The 20061-nt window shown below is 69.9% G+C and carries 17 protein-coding genes; 14 read left to right on the top strand and 3 right to left on the bottom strand.

Going from position 1 to position 20061, the window contains the following annotated elements; translation table 11 throughout:
- The first annotated feature begins 21 nt into the window (after positions 1–21).
- Both HF576_RS02925 and HF576_RS02920 read left to right on the top strand, forming a co-directional pair.
- The gene (locus HF576_RS02925) at positions 22–969 is read left to right on the top strand and encodes an alpha/beta hydrolase fold domain-containing protein (RefSeq protein ID WP_168911266.1); all 948 of its coding nucleotides are present in this window, start codon (positions 22–24) and stop codon (positions 967–969) included.
- Between the two features lie 33 nt (positions 970–1002).
- Positions 1003–2271 carry an MFS transporter gene (locus HF576_RS02920; protein ID WP_168911265.1) on the top strand — a complete coding sequence of 423 codons (1269 nt, stop codon included), beginning with the start codon at positions 1003–1005 and terminating at the stop codon, positions 2269–2271.
- A gap of 53 nt (positions 2272–2324) precedes the next feature.
- Here the strand turns inward: HF576_RS02920 and HF576_RS02915 are convergent, their stop codons facing one another.
- Complete coding sequence (locus HF576_RS02915; protein WP_168911264.1) at positions 2325–5102, bottom strand: helix-turn-helix transcriptional regulator; 2778 nt, start codon at positions 5100–5102, stop codon at positions 2325–2327.
- A gap of 111 nt (positions 5103–5213) precedes the next feature.
- Between HF576_RS02915 and HF576_RS02910 the strand changes: the two genes are divergently transcribed.
- Genes HF576_RS02910 through HF576_RS02895 form a run of 4 tightly spaced genes read left to right on the top strand, consistent with a single transcriptional unit; the run spans position 5214 to position 9584 of the window.
- On the top strand, positions 5214–6323 hold the full coding sequence (locus HF576_RS02910) for a class I SAM-dependent methyltransferase (RefSeq protein WP_168911263.1): 1110 nt from the start codon (positions 5214–5216) through the stop codon (positions 6321–6323).
- Between the two features lie 48 nt (positions 6324–6371).
- Positions 6372–7622 (top strand): glycosyltransferase, encoded by a 1251-nt coding sequence (locus HF576_RS02905; protein WP_168911262.1) that lies wholly within the window; start codon positions 6372–6374, stop codon positions 7620–7622.
- Positions 7622–8488: an alpha/beta fold hydrolase gene (locus tag HF576_RS02900; RefSeq protein WP_168911261.1), complete on the top strand. Its 867-nt coding sequence runs from the start codon at positions 7622–7624 to the stop codon at positions 8486–8488. The genes HF576_RS02905 and HF576_RS02900 overlap by 1 nt, the downstream gene beginning before the upstream one ends.
- 10 nt (positions 8489–8498) lie before the next feature.
- Positions 8499–9584: a DNA glycosylase AlkZ-like family protein gene (locus tag HF576_RS02895; RefSeq protein ID WP_168911260.1), complete on the top strand. Its 1086-nt coding sequence runs from the start codon at positions 8499–8501 to the stop codon at positions 9582–9584.
- A gap of 15 nt (positions 9585–9599) precedes the next feature.
- Here HF576_RS02895 and HF576_RS02890 read toward each other — a convergent pair whose 3' ends face one another.
- On the bottom strand, positions 9600–9935 hold the full coding sequence (locus HF576_RS02890; protein WP_168911259.1) for a cupin domain-containing protein: 336 nt from the start codon (positions 9933–9935) through the stop codon (positions 9600–9602).
- Between the two features lie 139 nt (positions 9936–10074).
- Here HF576_RS02890 and HF576_RS02885 point away from each other — a divergent pair, with 139 nt between their 5' ends.
- The 6 genes from HF576_RS02885 to HF576_RS02860 all read left to right on the top strand — a co-directional run bounded on the left by HF576_RS02885 (position 10075) and on the right by HF576_RS02860 (position 17964).
- Positions 10075–11280, top strand: a complete 1206-nt coding sequence (locus tag HF576_RS02885; RefSeq protein WP_168911258.1) for an ROK family transcriptional regulator — start codon at positions 10075–10077, stop codon at positions 11278–11280.
- Positions 11277–12230, top strand: a complete 954-nt coding sequence (locus HF576_RS02880; protein WP_168911257.1) for a carbohydrate ABC transporter permease — start codon at positions 11277–11279, stop codon at positions 12228–12230. Before HF576_RS02885 ends, HF576_RS02880 begins: the two co-directional genes overlap by 4 nt.
- The gene (locus tag HF576_RS02875) at positions 12223–13074 is read left to right on the top strand and encodes a carbohydrate ABC transporter permease (RefSeq protein ID WP_168911256.1); all 852 of its coding nucleotides are present in this window, start codon (positions 12223–12225) and stop codon (positions 13072–13074) included. Before HF576_RS02880 ends, HF576_RS02875 begins: the two co-directional genes overlap by 8 nt.
- Positions 13075–13144: 70 nt before the next feature.
- Positions 13145–14386, top strand: a complete 1242-nt coding sequence (locus tag HF576_RS02870) for an ABC transporter substrate-binding protein (protein WP_168911255.1) — start codon at positions 13145–13147, stop codon at positions 14384–14386.
- A 63-nt stretch (positions 14387–14449) separates the two neighbouring features.
- On the top strand, positions 14450–15640 hold the full coding sequence (locus HF576_RS02865) for a glycoside hydrolase family 15 protein (RefSeq protein WP_205834647.1): 1191 nt from the start codon (positions 14450–14452) through the stop codon (positions 15638–15640).
- Positions 15637–17964, top strand: a complete 2328-nt coding sequence (locus HF576_RS02860) for a glycoside hydrolase family 31 protein (protein WP_168911254.1) — start codon at positions 15637–15639, stop codon at positions 17962–17964. The genes HF576_RS02865 and HF576_RS02860 overlap by 4 nt, the downstream gene beginning before the upstream one ends.
- Here HF576_RS02860 and HF576_RS02855 read toward each other — a convergent pair.
- Positions 17891–18919 (bottom strand): LLM class flavin-dependent oxidoreductase, encoded by a 1029-nt coding sequence (locus HF576_RS02855; RefSeq protein ID WP_168911253.1) that lies wholly within the window; start codon positions 18917–18919, stop codon positions 17891–17893. The genes HF576_RS02860 and HF576_RS02855 overlap by 74 nt on opposite strands.
- Before the next feature lie 94 nt (positions 18920–19013).
- On the opposite strand from HF576_RS02855, the gene HF576_RS02850 reads away from it, so the two are divergent.
- Together HF576_RS02850 and HF576_RS02845 are read left to right on the top strand one after the other, a co-directional pair.
- Complete coding sequence (locus tag HF576_RS02850) at positions 19014–19484, top strand: GNAT family N-acetyltransferase (RefSeq protein WP_168912043.1); 471 nt, start codon at positions 19014–19016, stop codon at positions 19482–19484.
- Positions 19485–19566: 82 nt separating this feature from the next.
- Positions 19567–20058 (top strand): bifunctional nuclease family protein, encoded by a 492-nt coding sequence (locus tag HF576_RS02845; protein ID WP_168911252.1) that lies wholly within the window; start codon positions 19567–19569, stop codon positions 20056–20058.
- The last annotated feature ends 3 nt before the right edge of the window (positions 20059–20061 follow it).

Here is a 20061-nt window from a genome sequence, read left to right as displayed (position 1 = left end):
TGCTCCGGATAGCATCGTCCGGTGTCGACGAGGCAGAAACCGGAGCCGTTTCACCCCGACCTGCGCCTCGCGCGCTGGCTGCCGCTGGTGAGCGCGGGGCCGCGCACACTGTGGATGTTCCGGCTGTCGCCGCCCGGCATCCGTCCCGTCTCGGATACGAACGTCGACACGGTGCCCTTCGCCGGGCCCGCGGGCGACATGCCCTACCGCGTATTCCGCCCCCTCGATGCCGCGACCCCACGTCCCGCTCTGCTGTGGATCCACGGAGGCGGCCTGATCCTGGGCACGCCGCAGCAGGACGACGCCTCGAATCTCGCCCTCTCGCGCGAGCTCGGCATCCCGGTGTTCTCGGCGGCCTACCGGCTCGCCCCGGACCACCCTGCCCCGGCCGCGCTCGACGACCTCGTCGCCGGGTTCCGGGCGCTCGTCGAGCGCGCCGATGAGTTCGGCATCGACCCGTCCCGCATCGCGATCGGGGGAGCGAGCGCGGGCGGCGGGCTGGCGGCCGCGCTCGCCCAGCGGCTCCACGACGAAGGCGGCACCCAGCCGGTGTTCCAGCTGCTGGTCTACCCCATGCTCGACGACCGCACCGTCCTCCGTGACGACATCGACCGTCGGCACCTGCGCATGTGGTCTCCCGAGAGCAACCGCTACGGGTGGTCGGCATATCTGGGGACGGATGCCGGAGCCCCCGGCATCCCCTCATCCCTTGTTCCGGCACGTCGGGAAGACCTCAGCGGCCTGCCGCCGGCGTGGATCGGCGTGGGCACGCTCGACCTCTTCCACGACGAAGACCTCGAGTACGCACGCCGTCTGGAGGAGGCGGGCGTGCCGTGCGAGCTGCGGGTCGTGCCCGGCGCGTTCCACGGGTTCGACGCGGTGTTCCGCAACGCGGGCGTGACTCGCGCCTTCCATTCGGAATGGGCCCGCGTGCTGCGCGAGGCGTTCGCGCGCGCGGGCACTGCCTAGGGTGGAGTGAGCGCCCGGGAGGAGCACCCAGCGATGGCAGCGGCACAATCCGGGTCCGACGGGTCCTTCACCCGCTACTGGGTCGCAGCCACCATCAGCTCGTTCGGCACCGCCGTCACGGCGGTCGCGATGCCCGTGCTCGTGGTCCAGGTGCTGGGTGCGTCGCCGGTCGAGGTCGGGATCGTGAACGCGGCGCAGTTCGTTCCGTACGCGGTGCTCGGCCTTCTCGCCGGCGTCTATGTCGACCGGTGGCGCCGCCGCCGCGTACTGGTGTGGGCGAGCGTCGGCCGCGGCCTCGCTCTGGGGCTCATCCCGGTGCTGTGGCTCACCGGCGTCCTGGAGATCTGGTCGCTCGTGGTGCTGCTGCTGATCTTCGGGTCACTCGCGGTATTCGGGCTCGCGGCATCCCAATCGCTGCTTCCGCAGATCGTGCCGCGGGCGCGCCTGCTCTCTGCGAACTCGCGACTGGATCAGACGGATGCCGCGGCCCAGACCGCCGGCCCTGCCCTCGGTGGTGGGCTCGTCGGGCTGCTCGGTGCTCCGGTCACGATCGCGATCGACGCGGTGAGCTATCTCGTCGAGGCCGCCCTCATCGCGCGGCTGCGGCTGACCGAGCCCGCGCGTGCGTCAGCGGCGGACGGACCGCCGCAGCCGCGCAGCGTGCGGCGCGAGATCGGGCAGGGGCTGCGCTGGACCTACCGACACGTCTCTCTCGCGCCGCTCGCGATCTCGACTCACTTGTGGTTCTTCGCCAACGCGGGCGCGCTGACCGTCCTCGCGCTCTTCGCGCTGCGCGACCTCGCACTGTCGCCCGCTGCCTACGGACTGCTGTTCGCGGTCGCCGGAATCACGACGCTCGTCGGCGCAGCGGTGGCGCCCTGGGCCGGCCGCTCGATCGGCGCCGGTCGCTCGATCGTGATCGCGCGCGTGGTGTATCCGGTGGCCTGGCTGCTGATCGCCGCGACCGCTCTCGCGGGGGTCGGGGGAGCTGGAGCCCTCGTAGCGCTCTTCGTCGCATTGGCCCTGCAGGGCTTCGTCGCGGGCCTGGAGAATCCGAACGAGATGGCGTATCGCCAGGCGGTGACTCCCGACGCGCTCCTCGGACGGACGAATGCGACCATGCGCTCGGCGAACCGCACGATGGCCGCCCTCGGCGCGCTGGTCGCCGGAGTCGTCGTGGCGGCCACCGGGATCGCACCTGCCCTTGTCGGAGTGGTGGTCGTCTTCATCGCCGCCGGTGTCGTCGCCGTGGCATCCCCGCTGCGGCACGCCCGCCACGATGATGGAGACGCCGCGGCGTGACGACATCGCAAACGTCTGCGGGGCCGAGACCGCGAGCCGAGAGCTGATCCGTATCACGCGCGGCCCAGATCTCCTCGCTGCGCGCGATCCGTGGGTCCCAGCGCGTCCGCGAGCTCGGACCGCGAGCTGATCCCGAGCTTCGTGTACACCTTCCGCAGGTGATACTCGACGGTTTTGGGGCTCAGGAACAGCGCCGCGGCGGCTTCGCGCGTCGTCCTGCCCTCGGCGAGCAGCAGGCTCACCTGCAGTTCTTGCGGGGTGAGGGCGTCGAGCACGCTTGCGCCCGCCGCCCGGACATGCTCACCCGTCGCCCGCAACTCGGCCGCCGCTTCGTCGCGCCACACGACCGCGCCGAGTTCGTCGAAACTGTCGAGCGCCTCGCGCAACTGTGCGCGCGCGTCAACGCGCCGCCCGGCGCGACGCAGCCGCGACCCGAAGGCGAGGTGCGTGCGCGCCGTTTCGAACCTGTCGAGCGTCGCCTCGTGCGATTCGAGCGCCGAACGGAAGACCGCGTCGAAATCGCTCTCAGCGACCAGCCCGCGCGCGCGGTCTGCGCGGGCGAGTGCCCACGGCTGTCCTTTGCGCGCGGCGCGCTCGTGATAGTCCGCGGCCGCGGCGGCGGCATCGGGTCTTCGATTCATGCGAAGCAGCGCGTCGACCAGTTCAGGGGCCGGCGAGAGGTCGACGTCATCGAGGCCGAGTCGAGCCAGAAGCGCCACGAGGCCCGACAGGTGGTCGACCGCTGCCCGGGTATTTCCGAGCGATAGTTCGAGATCGCCCACGGCGTGAGCGACCCAGACCTCGCCGACGTGGATGTCGCGCGCGACGCAGAGCGCGCGTGCCTCGGCTGCGTGAGCGCGGCACTCCGCGGCGCGTCCGGCGCGCGAATCGAGCCAGGCGGCCCCAGCCAGCGACATCGCGAGTTCGGTCTGCTGACCCGTTTCGATCGCCAGCCGGATCGCCTCGGCGTAGTTCGCCTCGGCGCGAGCCCAAGACGCCCCGGTCGTCGACTGGTCGCGGGCCACGTGGAAGAGAACGGCCGGCAATGCGCCGACGCCGGCAGCGCCGCGCACCTCCTCGACGAGCCCGCGCAGGTGCGCGCCCCCTGTCGAGTCGCGCAGGAACAGCGGCGCCAGAAGCAGCCAGGACAGGCGACTCGGATCGTGTCGCAGTCCGGGGTCGGCTTCGAGAAGAGGAACGGCGGCTCGGATCTCGGCTGCGCCACCGAAGCCGGCGAGCGTGCGGGCCATGCCGGTCGCCATCAGCCCCAGAGCCTGGGCGCGGGAACCGACGATCCGCGGCTGAAGCGCATCGATCCGATCAGCGAGGCTCGCTGCGGTCCCCGCGTCCCCGAGGTAGTAGGTCGCGTGCACAGCGTCGGCGAGCGCGAGTGCCTCGGCATCCGTGGACGGTGCGTGGTCGGCAGCGGCGACGAGCAGCTCGAGCGCCTCGCGCAGCGAGCCGCTGCGTGCCGCGATCGACGCCCGCAGCTCGATCTCGCGGACGTCGCCGTCGTTCAGCGGAGACGATCCGACGGCGCCTCGCTGGTCGAGCAGGGCCAGCGCCCGCGCTCCGTCTCCGGCGGTCCAGGCTGCGTCCGCGGCGCGCAGCAGGCGGACGCGTCGCACCTGCGCGTCTGACGTCAGACTCGCCGACCGCTCGAACGCGCCTGCCGCGACAGAGTACGCGGCACGGGCGACGGCGTGATCGCCTGCCTGGGCGAGGAGGGCGGCGACGCCTTCGTCGGCATGCCAGACGGCCTCCGACAGATGCCACGCACGTCGGTCGACATCCGTTGCGGGTGTCGCGTCGGCCGCCGCACGATGCGCGGCCCGCCGTTCCTGGGCGGACGCGCTCGAATACACGGCGGATCGCACGAGCGGATGCCGGAACTCGACCCGCTCCCGGCTCAAGGTGACCAAACCCTCGTCCTCCGCTTCGCCGAGATGGCTCACATCGATTCCGAGGATCTGGCACGCGTCGGTGACGAGGCGGATGCCTCCGCCGCACACGGCCGCCACCAGCAGCGCTGCGCGGCACGGCGTACCCACTCGCTCGAGCCGACGGCCGAACGCGGTGACGAGTGCCGGTGGAACCCGCAGCGGAAGTCCGCTCTCGAGGCTCTCGACGAGGTCACGGTCGCTGCTGCCCAGCTCGAGGAGGGCGAGCGGGTTGCCCGCCGTTGCGCGGTGGAGAAGACGGACGTGTGCGTCGGACTCTTGACGCCCGGTTGCGCGCCCGATCAACACCCGGGCGGCTTCGAGGTCGAGACCGGTGACCCGCAACGTCCGTACACCCGCAACCAGCTCATCGCCGTCGGGACTGCGCACGCCGACGAGCACCACGACCGGATCGGCGGCCAATCGGCGGGCGGCGAACAAGAGCGCGTCGCTGGACGGCGTGTCGGCCAGATGCAGGTCGTCGACGACGACCGCGACTGGGCCGTCCTCCGCGTAGCGGCAGATCAGGCTCAGCACCGCCGCTCCGATGGTGAACCGGTCGCGTCCTGTCGGGAGGGCGCCGGCGGCGCGGCCCGGGAGCGCTAGTGCGGCCGCCAGCGCATCGGCCTGAACGGACGGGATGGCATCGAGCACACCGAGTGCGGGGCGGAGCAGTTGCAACAGCATCGCGAACGGGATCTCGCGCTCGGACTCGATTCCCGTCGCCCGCAACACGCGCGTCGCGGGGGCATGGTCCACGGCCGCATCCAGCAAGGCGGTCTTGCCGACACCGGCCTCGCCGGTGACCGCGAGCACCCCGCTGGTGCCCAGACGAGCGCCCGCCAAGACCTGATCGATCGCCTGCTGTTCGGCTCGCCGACCCACCAGCATGCCCTGATTCTAGGCACGTGGCCGGAAACGACCAGGGGGGTCTCCGGATGCGGCGTGCAGCGAGGACTTCCTACGGTCGAGTCATCCGGACATTCCACGAAGGAGACGATGATGTCCACCACCGAAACCGCCGCCGGCACATCGGCGGACGCTCCCGCGATCGACACCGACAAGCTCATGGCTTTCGTATTCCGGGCCGTCGACGAAGTAGGGGCCACTCTCAACGCGGCGCTCGTCGTCATGGGCGACAAGCTGGGCTACTACCGCGACCTCGCGGCGCATGGCCCGACGACGCCGGCCCAGCTCGCGGAGCGCACGCAGACTGCCGAACCGTACGCCCGCGAGTGGCTGAACGCACAGGCCGCGGGCTCCTACGTCGCGTACGACCCCACCACGAAGCGGTACACGCTGCCGCCCGAGCACGCCCTCGCGATGACGGATGCCGACAGCCCGGCGTTCCTGCCGGGCTTCTTCCAGATCGCGCTCGGCACCGTGCACGGCACGCAGCACATCGTCGACGCCGCGCGCAGCGGCGCAGGCTACGGCTGGCATCAGCACGACACCGACGTACACGTCGGCTGCGAGCGGTTCTTCCGCCCCAGCTACCACGCGAACCTCGTCGACGCCTGGATCCCCGCGTTGGAGGGCGTGCAGCACAAGCTCGAGGCAGGTGCGCTCGTCGCAGACGTCGGCTGCGGGCACGGGGCATCCACGATCCTCCTCGCGAAGGCATTCCCGAACTCGACGTTCGTCGGCTCGGACTACCACGCCGAGTCGATCGAGACTGCTCGGGCGCGCGCCACCGAGGCCGGCGTCGGCAACGTGCGCTTCGAGGTCGCGTCCGCTCAGGAGTTCGGGGCGGCGCCGGGCGGACGGCGGTACGACTTGGTCGCGATGTTCGATTGCCTTCACGACATGGGCGACCCCGTGGGGGCTGCGCGCCGCGTGCGAGAGGTCATCGCCGAGGACGGCACGTGGATGATCGTCGAGCCGATGGCAGGCGACCACGTCGAAGACAACCTCAACCCGGTCGGGCGCGCCTATTACGGGTTCTCGACGCTGCTGTGCACGCCTTCGTCGCTGTCACAGGAGGTCGGCCTCGCGCTCGGGACGCAAGCCGGGCCCGCGCGCATCCGCGATGTGACCGCCGCGGGAGGATTCACGCGATTCCGCAGTGTCGCCGAGACGCCGTTCAACCGGGTGATCGAAGCAAGGCCCTGACGCGACGGGGCCGAGGGGGCACACTGGGACGCGTCGGAGGAGTGAGGGATGGCGACCATGGGGACGAGCCATACCTGGGTGCGGGCGCAGCGCCGACCGAAGAAGGCCCTGTTCCTCTCCTCCCCGATCGGGCTCGGGCACGCGCGGCGTGACATCGCGATCGCCCGCGAGCTGCGTAGGATCCACCCCGATCTGCATATCGACTGGCTGGCGCAGCACCCGGTCACGCGCGTGCTGGCGGATGCCGGAGAACCTGTGCACCCGGCATCAGCGTTCCTCGCAAATGAGTCCGCGCACATCGAGGACGAGTCCGCCGACCACGACCTGCACGCGTTCCAGGCGATCCGGCGGATGGAAGAGATCCTGGTGAACAACTTCATGGTCTTCAACGACGTCGTCGACGAGACCTATTACGACCTCGTCATCGGAGACGAGGCATGGGACGTCGACTACTTCCTGCACGAGAACCCCGAGCTGAAACGCTTCGCGTTCGCATGGATGACCGACTTCGTGGGGTGGTTGCCGATGCCGGAAGGCGGGGATGCCGAAGCCGAACTCACTGCCGATTACAACGCCGAGATGATCGAGCAGCGAGCGCGCTACCGGCGTCTTCGCGATCGTTCGATCTTCGTCGGCAACGCCGATGACGTCGTCGGCGCCTCGTTCGGTCCCGGACTGCCGCGGATTCGGGAGTGGACGGAGGCGAACTACGACTTCGCAGGGTACGTGACCGGGTTCATACCGCCGTCCGAGGAGGAGCGCGAAGCAGTCCGCGCGCGCCTCGGAATCGAGCGAGGCGAGCTGCTGTGCGTTGTGACCGTCGGCGGATCGGGCGTCGGCGGCGCGCTCCTGCGGCGTGTGATGGATGCCGTGCCCATCGCACGACGGATGCTTCCGGCCCTACAGTTTCTCGTGGTCACCGGCCCGCGGATCGATCCGGCCTCGATGCCGCGCCGGCGTGCGGCATCCGTCCACGGCTTCGTTCCCGATCTGTACCGCACACTCGCCGCGTGCGACGTCGCCGTCGTACAGGGGGGATTGACGACCTGCATGGAACTCGCGGCCGCGCGGCGTCCGTTCCTCTACGTGCCGCTCGAGAATCACTTCGAGCAGAACTTCCACGTGCGCCATCGCTTGGAGCGTTACGGCGCGGGCACGTGCATCCGCTACGCGGAGGCGTGCGACCCCGACGCACTCGCCGCGGCACTCGTGACCGAGGTTTCGCGTGAGGTGCACTATCGCCCCGTCGAGACCGACGGGGCCGCTCGCGCCGCCGAACTGCTGGGGGAGCTGATCTGATGCGTGCCGCAGAGCCTCGCGAAACCGGCTTCGTCGATCGGGGCGATGTCTCGATTCATTACGAGGTGTACGGTGCCGGTACGCCGGCCGTGTACCTCCTCATGCCCGACACGATCGTGGAGAGCCGCGGCTGGAAGGCGCAGGTCCCCTTCCTGGCTCGCCAATTCCGCGTCATCGTGAGCGATCCGCGCGGAAACGGCGGGAGCGGCACGCCTACCGTGCACGAGGGATTCGCCGACCGGCTCATGATCGACGATGCGTGGGCCGTGATGGATGCGGTCGGCGTCGAGCAGGCGGTGCTGGTCGGGCTCTGCACCGGGGCCGGGTACGCGGTGCTCATGGCGGCAGAGAAGCCGGAACGGGTGCTCGGCGTGTGCGCGATCAACCCCGGACTGCAACTCGGTCCACCGCTGCCCCACAAGGTGGAGTTCGACTTCGACGAGCCACGCGAGCGCTACACCGGCTGGCAGAAGCTGAACCGCCATTACTGGATGGCGGACTGGCCGGACTTCGCGCGGTTCTTCTTCGCCGAGATGTTCCCTGAGCCCCATTCGACGAAGCAGCGCGAAGACTGCGTCGAGTGGGCGCTGCAGACCACACCCGAGGCCATGATCCTCGCCGGCTACGCGCCGCCGTATCCGGGCGACGAGGCGCAGACGGTGGCGATCGCGGAGGCCGTGCGCTGCCCGGTGCTCGTGATCACCGGTTCGCTCGACCGCTGCCAGAATCCGGAGCGCGGCGGTCGGCTGGCGCAGCTCACCGGCGGGAAGCATGTGATCATCGACGGGGGCGGGCACCTTCCGCAAGCGCGTGATCCAGTTCGGGTGAACCTCCTCCTCCGCGACTTCGTCCGTCGCGTGGCATAGCCTCGTCGGGATGAGCACCCCGCACCGGCTCACCCGCGACGACGCGCGACGGCTCGTCGTGCGCGCACAGCTGCTCGACGCCGACCGACCCGGCGACGTGGTCGAGGTCGCCGAGCAGCTGGGCTACATCAAGATCGACCCGACGGCCACGATCGCGCCGTGCGAGCAGACCGTGCTGTGGTCGCGGATCGGCTGGTCGTACGAGCCGGGTCAGCTCACCAAGGCCGTGGAATTCGATCGTCTGCTGTTCGAGTTCGAGGGCGCCTTCCGCCCGGCGAGCCTGCTGCCGCTCATGCTCCCCGGCATGCGGCGGTGGCCGCAGCGCGAGAGCAGCCGGCAATGGCTCGACGCGAACGCGCGATTCCGCGCCGACGTGCTCGCGCGCTTGCGCGCCGAAGGTCCGCTGCTGACGAGCGCGATCCCCGACACGGCACAGGTCAGTCGCGCGCCCGACGGCTGGTACGGCACGAACCAGGTGCCGCACATGCTCGAGTTCCTCATGCGGCAAGGCGAGGTCGCGGTGGCGCGCCGTGAGGGCCGCAACCGCATCTGGGATCTCGCCGAGCGCGTCTATCCGCAGAACCTGCCCGAGTACGACGAGGTGGAGACCGCACGCCTCCTCGATGAGCGACGACTCCAGGCGGCCGGCATCGTGAAGCAGAAGTCCCCGTGGACGCCCGTCGGCGAGGCCGGCGAGCCTGCGACGGTCGAGGGCAGCAAGTGGAAGTTCCGCGTCGACCCCGCCGCACTGGCAAGCCTCGGCCAGGAAGAGGGTGGGCGTGTGGCGCTCCTCAATCCGTACGACGGCATCCTCTTCGATCGCCCCCGCCTGTCGGAGATCTTCGAGTTCGACTACGTGCTCGAGCAGTTCAAGCCGAAGCCGCAGCGCAAGTACGGATACTTCGCGCACCCGATCCTGATGGGGGATCGGTTCGTCGGGATGCTGGACGCCCAGGTCGATCGCAAGCGCGACGTGCTGCAGATCGACGCGATCCACGAGTTCCTCCCGTTCGAGGAAGAGGAATCCGAGATGGTGCGTGCCGAGATCTCCGACCTGGCGGAGTGGCTCGGCGTCACCGTCACCGGACTGCCCTGAGCGAGGGCGGCTGACTCAGGGCACGTCGTTCGAGACCGTGAGGAGAACGACCGAGTCCTCGATCGCCAAGAGGCTGTGTCGCTGGGGCGGGATGGTGAGGTGATCTCCGGACGCTCCTTCCCATGCATCCGCGCCCGCGATCAGCCGCACTCGACCGCGCAGCACCTGCAGCGTCGCCTCGTGCGGCGCCGCGTGCTCGGCGAGTTCGTGCTCGGCGCGGAGAGCGATCACCGTCTCGCGGAGCGCGTGCTCGTGTCCGCCGCGGATCGTGCGCGCCGCGCGCCCGCTGGACGTCACGAGCGCTTTCGCCATGAGCTCTTCCATGAGATCGGCCAGATCGGTGCTGTTCATCCGTCCTCCGTCGGTCGGTGGCCGGAGTCTATCGCTGCGGCCCCGTCGCAGAGCCGAGCGCGCTTCTCAGAATCGCGGCTTGACAGATCGGCGCACTCCTTCGTACCCTTTATTCACGACTTAACAAAGGGGTGAAGTAATGACGCCAGCGCGACAGGCCGACGTGCATCGCACGGCGATCCTCGCCCACCTGGGGGCGCACGGGTCGGCGTCGCGGGCAGACCTGGCGCGAGCGCTCGACGTGTCGCCCGCACTGGTCACGCAACTGACGCGCGACCTCCTCGCCGACGGCCTGCTCGAAGAGCTCGAACAGACCAGCAGCAACGGCGGACGTCCGGCCCGCATGCTCGGGCTCGTCTCTCAGGACCTCACGGCGGTCGGCGTCAAAGTCGCCCCCGATCATGTCGCTCTGGTCGAGGTGGGCATCGACGGCACCGTCCGTCGCTCAGAGACCAGCCCGTTCGACGCTGTCTCTCCGCTGGCGACCTCCGCCCTCGTGGACCTCGTGCGGACCTTCGTCGATGCCCCGGGGGCAGGCAGCATCCTGGGCGTGGGCGTCGGGCTGCCCGGCACGGTCGCCGAGCGTGGAATCGGCATCGTCGACTCGACCCAGCTGAGCTGGAATCAGGTGCCGCTCGGTGAGCTGCTGCGCCGGGCTCTCGATCTGCCCGTCGTCGTCGAGAACAACGTCAACGCGCTCAGCGTGGCCGAGCAGCTCTTCGGCCAGGGCCGCTCGTTCCGGAACGTTCTCGTGGTCACGATCGGCAATGGCGTCGGCGCCGGCCTGGTGTCGGACGGGGCGATGGTGCGCGGACGAGCCGGTGGCGCGGGGGATCTCGGCCATGTCCCGGTGCGTGAGGACGGCCCGCTGTGCCAATGCGGCAATCGCGGATGCCTCGAAGCGATCATCGGCCAAGCCGCCCTGGTCAACGACGCCCGGTCGATCCGTCTCGTGGGTGCCGATGAGGGCATCGACGAGGTGCGCGCCCTCGCGGACGCCGGGAATGCCGACGCGCGCGAGATCTTCGCGCACGCCGGGCACCAGCTCGGCCGAGCGCTCGCCGGAGCGGTGAACCTTCTCGATCCCGAGATCGTCGTCCTCCTCGGCGAAGGCGTCGAAGCATGGAACCACTGGGCCGGGTCGTTCGACCGCGCGCTGCGCAGCGCCCTGGTCCCGGGTAAGCGGGGGACGCCCGTCGTCGTCGAGCGCTGGCAGGACGACCGGTGGGCCCAGGGTGCCGCGGCGCTCGTGCTCGCTACCCCGTTCGACGCGCAGGGCGTCGCGGGCGATCAGGGCCGCCTGGTGCGCGAGCGGCTCGTGGCCTCGATCGAGGCGAAGCCATGACGACCCTCGCCGTCGTGGCCGAGGCATCCGACTCCCCGCCCACCGACCTCGCCGCCGCACCTCGCCCTCGCTCGCGACGTCGCCGAACCGCTTATGCGCTCACGGTCGCGGTCTTCCTGCTTCCGAGCCTCATCCCACTGCTGGCGTTCGTGATCGGCCCGATGATCTCGGCGGCCTGGACGAGCCTGCACTCGTGGAACCTGATCGGTCCGATGCAGTGGGTCGGGCTCGACAACTACGTCCACCTGCTGACCGATCCCGCGACGCACCAGGCGTTCCTGCACACCGTGTACTACATCGTCGGCTATCTGCCGCTGGTGTACATCGGCGGACTCGCTCTCGCGCTGGCGCTGAACACGCGACTGCGCGGGCGCGCCTTCCTGCGGGGCGTGTACTTCCTTCCGGTGATCACGAGCTGGGTCGTGGTCGCCCTGGTCTGGCGCTGGCTGCTCAACCCGAGCACGGGCGTGGTCAATACGGTGCTCGCGTGGTTCGGGATCGAGGGGCCGGGCTGGTGGGCGGACCCCGCGTGGGCGATGCCCTCGATCATCCTGGCGTCGGCGTGGAAAGACCTCGGGTTCGTCATGGTGATCCTGCTCGCCGGGCTGCAGGCGATCAATCCCGACCTGTACGAGGCCGCCGAGATCGACGGTGCCGGATGGTGGCGGCGCCTGTTCGGCATCACGCTGCCGATGCTCTCACCGTCGACGTTCTTCGTCATCGTGCTGTCGCTCATCAACGGCTTCCAGGTGTTCGACCAGGTGTTCGTGATGACCGGCGGCGGTCCCAACAACTCCAGTCAGGTCGTCGTGCAGCAGGTGTACGACCTCACCTTCCGCTATGGGCAGGCGGGCATGGCGTCTGCGTTGTCGTGGCTGCTCTTCTTCGTGATCCTCGTCGTCACGCTCATCCAGTTCTACGGCCAGCGCAGGTGGGTGAACTATGACTGACACGCGCACCACGGCTGGCGCGGTCTCGCGCAGGCCGTCCCTCCGCCGCAGCGTCCTCTATGTGGTGCTGATCGTCGGCGCCCTCATCATGGTCTTCCCGTTCGTATGGACGATCGTCACGTCGATCACGCCTGGGGCGACGCTCACCACGACACCCAAGCTCATCCCAGACAACCCGTCGCTCGCCCCCTACCTCGAACTGTTCGATCGCGTGCCGTTCGGCCAGGTGATCGTCAACTCGCTGCTCATCGCGGTCGTGAGCACGATCCTGCAGCTGGTGACGAGCGCGATGGCGGCCTACGTCTTCTCGCGGATGCCGTTCCCCGGCCGCGGTGCGATCTTCGTCCTCTACCTGGCGACCATGATGATCCCGTTCCAGGTGCTCATCGTGCCGCTGTTCGCCGAGATGAAGGCGCTCGGGCTCATCAACACCTACCTCGGCGCGATCCTGCCCACGATCGCCTCGGCGTTCGGTGTCTTCCTGCTGCGGCAGGCGATGAACACCGTCCCGCGTGACCTCGACCAGGCAGCGACGCTGGACGGCGCCGGACACTTCCGCGTCTTCTTCCAGATCGTGCTTCCGCTGGTGCGCCCTGCGCTCGCCACGCTCGCGGTCTTCGCGTTCCTCAACACATGGAACAGCTTCCTGTGGCCGCTCATCATCCTGCGCGACCCGCTGATGCAGACCCTGCCCGTCGCCCTGTCGAGCCTGCAGGGCCAGTACTCGACCGAATGGGACGTGCTCATGGCGGGATCCGTCATCAGCATCATCCCGATGTTCGCCCTCTACGTCTTCGCACAGAAGTACATCGTGCAGGGCGTCGCGGGCACCGGACTCAAGTAGGACGCCCGGCATCCGCCCCTCATTCCACACCCGACCCCGCACCACACAGATCGAAGGAGATTGCACTCACATGAAGAAGACACTCATCGCGACGACGACCGTCGCGACCCTCGCGGCGATCGGCCTCACCGGCTGCTCGACCTCCGGAGGAGACGCCGGCGAGGGTGACGGCGTCACCATCACGTACTCGAACTTCATCGCCAACGGCGGGAACGAAGAGAACCTGCAGACGATCGTCGACGCATTCGAGAAGGAGAACCCCGACATCACCGTCGACGTGACGACGTCGGCCTACGCCGACTACTTCACGAAGCTGCAGACCGACCTCGCGGCGGGCACGGCGGCCGACGTCTTCGACGTGGACGCCGGGAGCTTCGCGAACATCCAGGCCAGCGGCGTTCTCGCCGAACTGGAAGGAGTGGATGCCGCGGCCTACCGCACCTCGGTGCTCGACGCGTACAACGTCGACGGCGCGCAGTACGGCCTGCCGACGTCGTTCTCGAACGTCGTGCTGTTCTACAACAAGGAGCTCTTCGACGCTGCGGGCGTCGAGTACCCGACCGCCGACTGGACGTGGGCCGAGGAGCAGGCCGCGGCCGACCAGCTGACGGATGCCGCAGCCGGCGTCTGGGGCGACTACCAGCCGATCTCGTACCACGAGTACTACAAGACGGTGCAGCAGGCCGGCGGCCAGTTCGTCGAGGACGGCGCCGTGGCCTTCGACTCCGAGGCGGGCATCGCGGCCGCTGACTGGCTCGCGGGCAAGTCGGGGACGGTCATGCCGACCGCCGCCGACGGTGCCGGCACGCCCGACTTCGACCTCAACCTGTTCAAGGACGGGAAGCTGGCGATGTGGCACACCGGCATCTGGATGATCGGTCTCGTCGGCGACCTGCCGTTCGAGTGGGACATCGCCGTCGAGCCTGGTGACTCCCAGAAGGCCAGCGCCACCTTCTCGAACGCCGTGGTGGTCTCGGGTGACTCCGAGCACAAGGAGGCCGCGCAGAAGTGGGCCGAGTACCTCAGCAGCTCCAAGGAGATGGTCGACGTGCGTCTCGAGGCGGGCTGGGAGCTTCCGGCGATCAGCGACGAGGCGCTGCTCGCCCCGTACCTCGAGAAGACGCCGCCGGCCAACCGGCAGGCAGTCTTCGACTCGCTCGACGCGGTGGCCGTGGCACCTGAGCTGGGCGCGAACGCGCAGCAGATCCAGGATGCCGTCACCAACGCGCTCGGCGAGATCGCGGCGGGACGCGCCACCACCGACGAGGCCATCGCCGCACTCGCCGAAGAGGTCGGCGCACTTCTCCCGTAACACCCACGGTCGCGTCCGCGGCGGCACTTCCGCCGCGGACGCGACCCGTTTCGAAGGACCCCCGTGACTGACACACTTCCCGCAGCGCCCTCTCCGGTGCCCTCCGCGCCTGCTGCCGTCGAGCAGCTCGCCGTGCGCAGCATCCGCCTCATCACCGAATTGCAGACACCCGAGGGCGCCTATCCCGCCAGCCCCACGTTCTCGGCGTACGTCGGGTACAGCTGGCTGCGTGACGGCGCGTTCATCGCGGACGCCGCGTCGGCTGCCGGTGAGGTCGACTCGGCGAGCCGGTTCTACGACTGGTGCGCTGAGGTGCTGGTGCGCCGGGCAGATCACATCCGCTGGATCGTCGCTGAGACGCGCGCAGGCCGGCCGCCCGGAGCCGAGCAGATGCTGCCGGCCCGCTTCACCTTCGCGGGCGAGGATGGTGCGGACGAGTGGTGGGACTTCCAGCTCGACGGCTACGGCACATGGCTGTGGGCGCTCGTGGAGCATCTCGAGCGGCACGGTGTGGAGGGCGACCGCTACCGCGAGGCGGTGGCGCTGACGGCCGACTACCTGCTCGCCTCCTGGCAGCGCCCCTGCTACGACTGGTGGGAGGAGCACGCCCAGCACGTGCACGTCTCGACCCTCGCCTGCATCGCGGCGGGCCTCGACGCGGTCGCGCGTGCGCGGCTGGTCGACGACGCGCGATCGGCGGCCATCGCGGCAGCCACCGATGAGATCCGCGATCTCGTCGCCGCCCGGGGGACGGCGGACGGGCACCTCATCAAGTGGCTCGGCAGCACGGCCGTCGACGGCAGCCTGGCCGCAGCGATCGCGCCGCTCGGGTTCGTGGGCGCCGCAACAGACCTCGGCAGGGCCACGATCGATGTGCTCGAATCGCACCTCGCGGTCGACGGGGGCGTGCACCGCTATCTGGGCGACACGTTCTTCGGCGGCGGCCAGTGGCCCCTGCTCACGTGCTTCCTCGGACTCGCGCACCTCGCTGCCGGTGATCGGGAGCGCGCGGAGGAGTACTTCGACTGGGTGGCCGGCACCGCGACGATCGACCTGCACCTGCCGGAGCAGGTCACGCACCACCTCATCGCTCCTCGCATGCAGCAGCCGTGGATCGACCGCTGGGGCACGGTGGCCACACCTCTGTTGTGGAGCCATGCCATGTTCTTGCGGCTCGGGCTGCAGCTCGGACGGCTCCGTCCCGAAGACCTCACGTCACCCGCCGCCCGCCCGCAGGAAGGCCTCAGTCGATGATCCGCCACCGGCCCGCCGGCTCCGGCCACCCGTACTCGGTCGACACGGAGCAGCGATGGCCCGTCGTCCCGCTCGAGGGCGAGACGGCGACGCTCGGCCTGCGTGCCGACGCCGATGTCGTCGCGGCGAGCTGCACCATCGAGTGGAGACCGGATGCCGCCCCCGCCGACGCCGAGACCGTCGAGCTGCCTCTCGCCCGGGTGGCGACGACCTCGCGCGGCCGTCTGTCCGACGGCGGCCACCTTGCGTCGGCGGCGAGCAGACTCGCGCGTGCCGTGGGCGGATGGCAGGCCACCACGCCGTCGCTGCGGTTCGGCGGCACGTACCGCTCCCGTTTCACCGCCACGCACGGCGACGGCAGGATCGAGCGCACGCGGTGGTTCGAGTTTCGCGCGGCCAGATGGGCCGCTGCTCCTGAGGCGCTCGTCGAACACGGCCGGGGCCGCGTCATCCCGGGCTCGGTCGAGCAGCTGCACGACGGCCGGCGCGCGTGGCGCGTGCGGTTCGCCCTGCCGCTGGGCGCGAACGAGCATGTGACCGGGTTCGGCGAGCGCTACGACGCCGTCGACCAGACCGGCGCCGAGCTGGACTCGGTCGTGTTCGAGCAGTACAAGAGTCAGGGCGCCGAGCGCAAGACGTACCTGCCGATGCCGTTCGCCCACGTGATCGGCGGCGACGGCTGGGGCTTCCACGTCGACACGTCCCGTCGCGTCTGGTTCGATGTCGGCCGGTCCGACCGTTCCCGGCTCGCCGTCGAGGCCGAGGTCGGAGAGCGCGAGCCGCTGGCTCTTCGAACGTTCGACGGCACGCCGGTCGAGGTGCTCGGGGCGTTCCTCGACCGCGCCGGTCGCGCGACCGAGCTGCCGGCGTGGGTGTTCCGGCTCTGGGCCAGCGGCAACGAGTGGAACACGCAGCAGGAGGTCTTGCGACAGGCCGAGCTGCACCGTCGCCACGACATCCCCGTCGGCTCGATCGTGATCGAGGCGTGGAGCGACGAGTCGACGTTCACCGTGTTCCGCGACGCGGAGTATGGCGTGAACGAGGACGGCGCGCCGCACCGCTTGTCAGACTTCACTTTCCCGCCCGACGGCGCCTGGCCCGACCCCAAGGGCATGACCGACGACCTGCATGCCCGCGGCATCCGTCTGCATCTGTGGCAGATCCCGCTCCTCAAGATGCGTCCGCACCCGCGGGGGCAGGTCGCCGCCGACGCCCGCGCGGCGATCCGGGAGGACGTGCTGATCCGCGAGCCCGATCCCAAGGGCGGCACACGTCCGTATCGCAATCGTGGCTGGTGGTTCCCGCTGGGCCTCATGCCGGACCTCACCGACGAGCGGGCGGCGGCCTGGTGGACCGAGAAACGCCGCTACCTCGTCGAGGAGATCGGCATCGACGGCTTCAAGACCGATGGCGGAGAGCACGCGTGGGGCTCCGAGCTGGTCTATCTCGACGGGCGCCGGGGAGACGAGAAGAACAACACCTTCCCCGTCGCCTACGCTCACGCCTACGGCCGGCTGCTCGAGTCCGCCGGCAAGGCGCCCGTGACCTTCAGCCGTGCCGGCTTCACCGGCTCGCAGGCGCACGGTGCGTTCTGGGCGGGTGACGAGAACTCGACGTGGGAGGCGTTCCGCTGGTCGATGAACGCCGGCCTCACCGCCGCGGCCTCGGGCATCGTCTACTGGGGCTGGGACATCGCGGGGTTCTCCGGCGAGATCCCGACGGCCGAGCTGTTCATCCGCGCGACGCAGGCGTCGGCGTTCGTGCCGATCATGCAGTACCACTCCGAGTTCAACCACCACCGTTCGCCGTCTCGCGACCGCACGCCGTGGAACATCGCCGAGCGCACCGGCGACGAGCGGGTGATCCCGCTGTTCCGCCGGTACACCAAGCTGCGCGAGCGCCTCGTGCCGTACCTCGAGCACTCCGCTGCCCGCGCGATTGCGACGGATGCGCCGCTCATGCGCCCGCTGTTCTTCGATTGGCCCGGCGATCCCGCCGTCTGGACCGGTGAGACGCAGTGGCTGCTCGGCGACGACCTGCTGATCGCACCGGTGCTCGCGCCCGACGCCGCGGAGCGTTCGGTGTACTTGCCGGACGGCGAGTGGACCGACGTGTGGACCGGCGAGAGCGTCGCGGGAGGTCGGACGATCACCGTGCCGACGCCCATCGATCGCATCCCGGTCTTCGCGCGTGGCGTCGAGGCGCAGAGTTATGTGGAGCTCTTCCGGCTCGAGGAGGGACGCGCCGGGCTCAGCCGGCCGTCGGTTCCCACCCCAGGCTGGGCGCCACGAGCTTCGCGAACGACTCCACGACGCGCAGGTTGAAGTCGACGCCCAGCTGGCTGGGGATCGTGAGCATGAGCGTGTCGGCGCTGGCGATCGCGGCGTCCTCCTTCAACTGCTCCACGAGTACGTCGGGCTCTGCCGCGTACGTCTTGCCGAAGGTCGAGCGGATGCCGTCGATCACGCCGATCTGATCGCCGTCCTGGCGGCCGCCGAAGTACATCGCGTCCTCGGCGGTCGTGATCGGGAAGATCGAGCGGCTCACCGACACGCGGGGCTCGCCCTCGTGACCGGCCTCGCGCCAGGCGGCGCGGAACGAGTCGATCTGCTGCGCCTGCAGCAGATCGAACGGCGTGCCGTCGGCCTCGGTGAGAAGTGTCGACGACATGAGGTTCACGCCGCGGCGACCGGCCCACTCGGCCGAGTCGCGGTTGCCGGCGCCCCACCAGATGCGCGAGCGCAGACCGGGGGAGTGCGGCTCCACGCGCTGCAGCCCGGTGCCGCCGCCGAACGGCGAAGCCGGGTCGCGCTCGGCCAGGCCCTCGCCCTCGACGGCGCGCAGAAACAGCTCGAAGTGCTCGCGGGCCAGGTCGGCGCCGCGGGGGTCGCGCGAACCGGTGTAGCCGAATGCCTCGAACCCGCGCACGACCGACTCGGGTGAGCCGCGGCTGACGCCGAGCGCGAGCCGTCCTCCCGAGAGGAGATCGACGGATGCCGCCTCCTCCGCCAGATACAGCGGGTTCTCGTAGCGCATGTCGATGACGCCGGTGCCGACCTCGATCCGCTTGGTCCGGGCCGCGATCGCCGCGAGCAGCGGCATCGGCGACGACTGCTGTCGCGCGAAGTGGTGCACGCGGAAGTACGCGCCGTTCACCCCGAGCTCGTCCATTCCCTGGGCCAGGTCGATGGCCTGGAGCATCGAATCGGCAGCGGTGAGCTGCCGGCCGCCGCCGAGGGGGCCGTAGTGTCCGAACGAGAGTGTTCCGAAGCGCTGCATACCTGCGTGCAACCGTACGCCTCCAGCATCCATTCCGGTGAATGAGTCGTCGGTGCGGACGGGCGTCGGCCATTAGTCTGACGCGGTGACGACGATGCGGCCCGCTGTGCCCGCCGACGTGCCGCGCATCGCGGAGGTGTGGGAGGCCGCGTGGCGCGACGGGCACCTCGGACACGTCCCCGACGAGCTGGTCCGCCATCGTGGCCCGGATTCCTTCCGCACTCGTGCGGCCGACATGATCGAGCGGACGGTGGTCGCCGAGATCGACGGTGTGATCATCGGGTTCGTCACGCTCAAAGGCGACGAGCTCGAACAGCTCTTCGTCGACGCGGCGGCACGGGGGACCGGGGTCGCGCGCGAGCTCCTTGCCGAGGGAGCACGGCGCCTTCTCGCGGACGGACACGCGCATCCATGGCTCGCCGTCGCGACGGGCAATGCGCGGGCGCGGCACTTCTACGAGCGCGAGGGCTGGCGTGATGCCGGGCACATCGCCTACGCCGCTCCGGTCGACGGCGGCGTCGTGACCGTATCGTGCCATCGCTACGAGCTCATCGTCCCGCGGTAGGCGCAACCCCTGTCCCGTGCCCGTGAGCCGTGCTTACGATGGCAGGAGAGGCAATCGCAGCACTGCGGTCGAGAGGAGCACGATGGTCCAGGTTCGCGTGGCCGGTGTCGCGCTCGACGCCACGGGGCAGCACGTGCTGCTCTTGAAGCCCGTGGACGAGATCCCCGGCGACGGAATGGTGCTGCCCATCTGGATCGGCCAGCTCGAGGCGACCTCGATCCTGGTCGCCGTCGAGAAGGCGCCCGTGCCGCGGCCGCTCGCGCACGACCTGATGCGCTCGCTCCTCGAGACCCTCGGAGCCGAGGCGACGCGGGTGGAAGTGACCCGCATCGACCAGGGCACGTTCTACGCCGAGATCACGCTCACCACCGCACTCGGCGATCGCGTGGTCGACGCGAGGCCATCGGATGCCGTCGCCCTCGCTTCGCGTGTGGGCGCGAGCATCTGGGTCGCTGAGGCCGTCATGGCCGAGGCGGGCGTGCCGGACGTGCTGACCGAGACCGATGCCGCCGAGAAGCTCGACGAGTTCAAGCGCTTCCTGGACGACGTCGAGCCCGAGGATTTCGAGCCCTGACGG

This window comes from Microbacterium salsuginis (assembly GCF_012524205.1).
Taxonomy (GTDB): domain Bacteria; phylum Actinomycetota; class Actinomycetes; order Actinomycetales; family Microbacteriaceae; genus Microbacterium; species Microbacterium salsuginis.
This window is presented reverse-complemented; position numbering and strand designations above follow the sequence as displayed.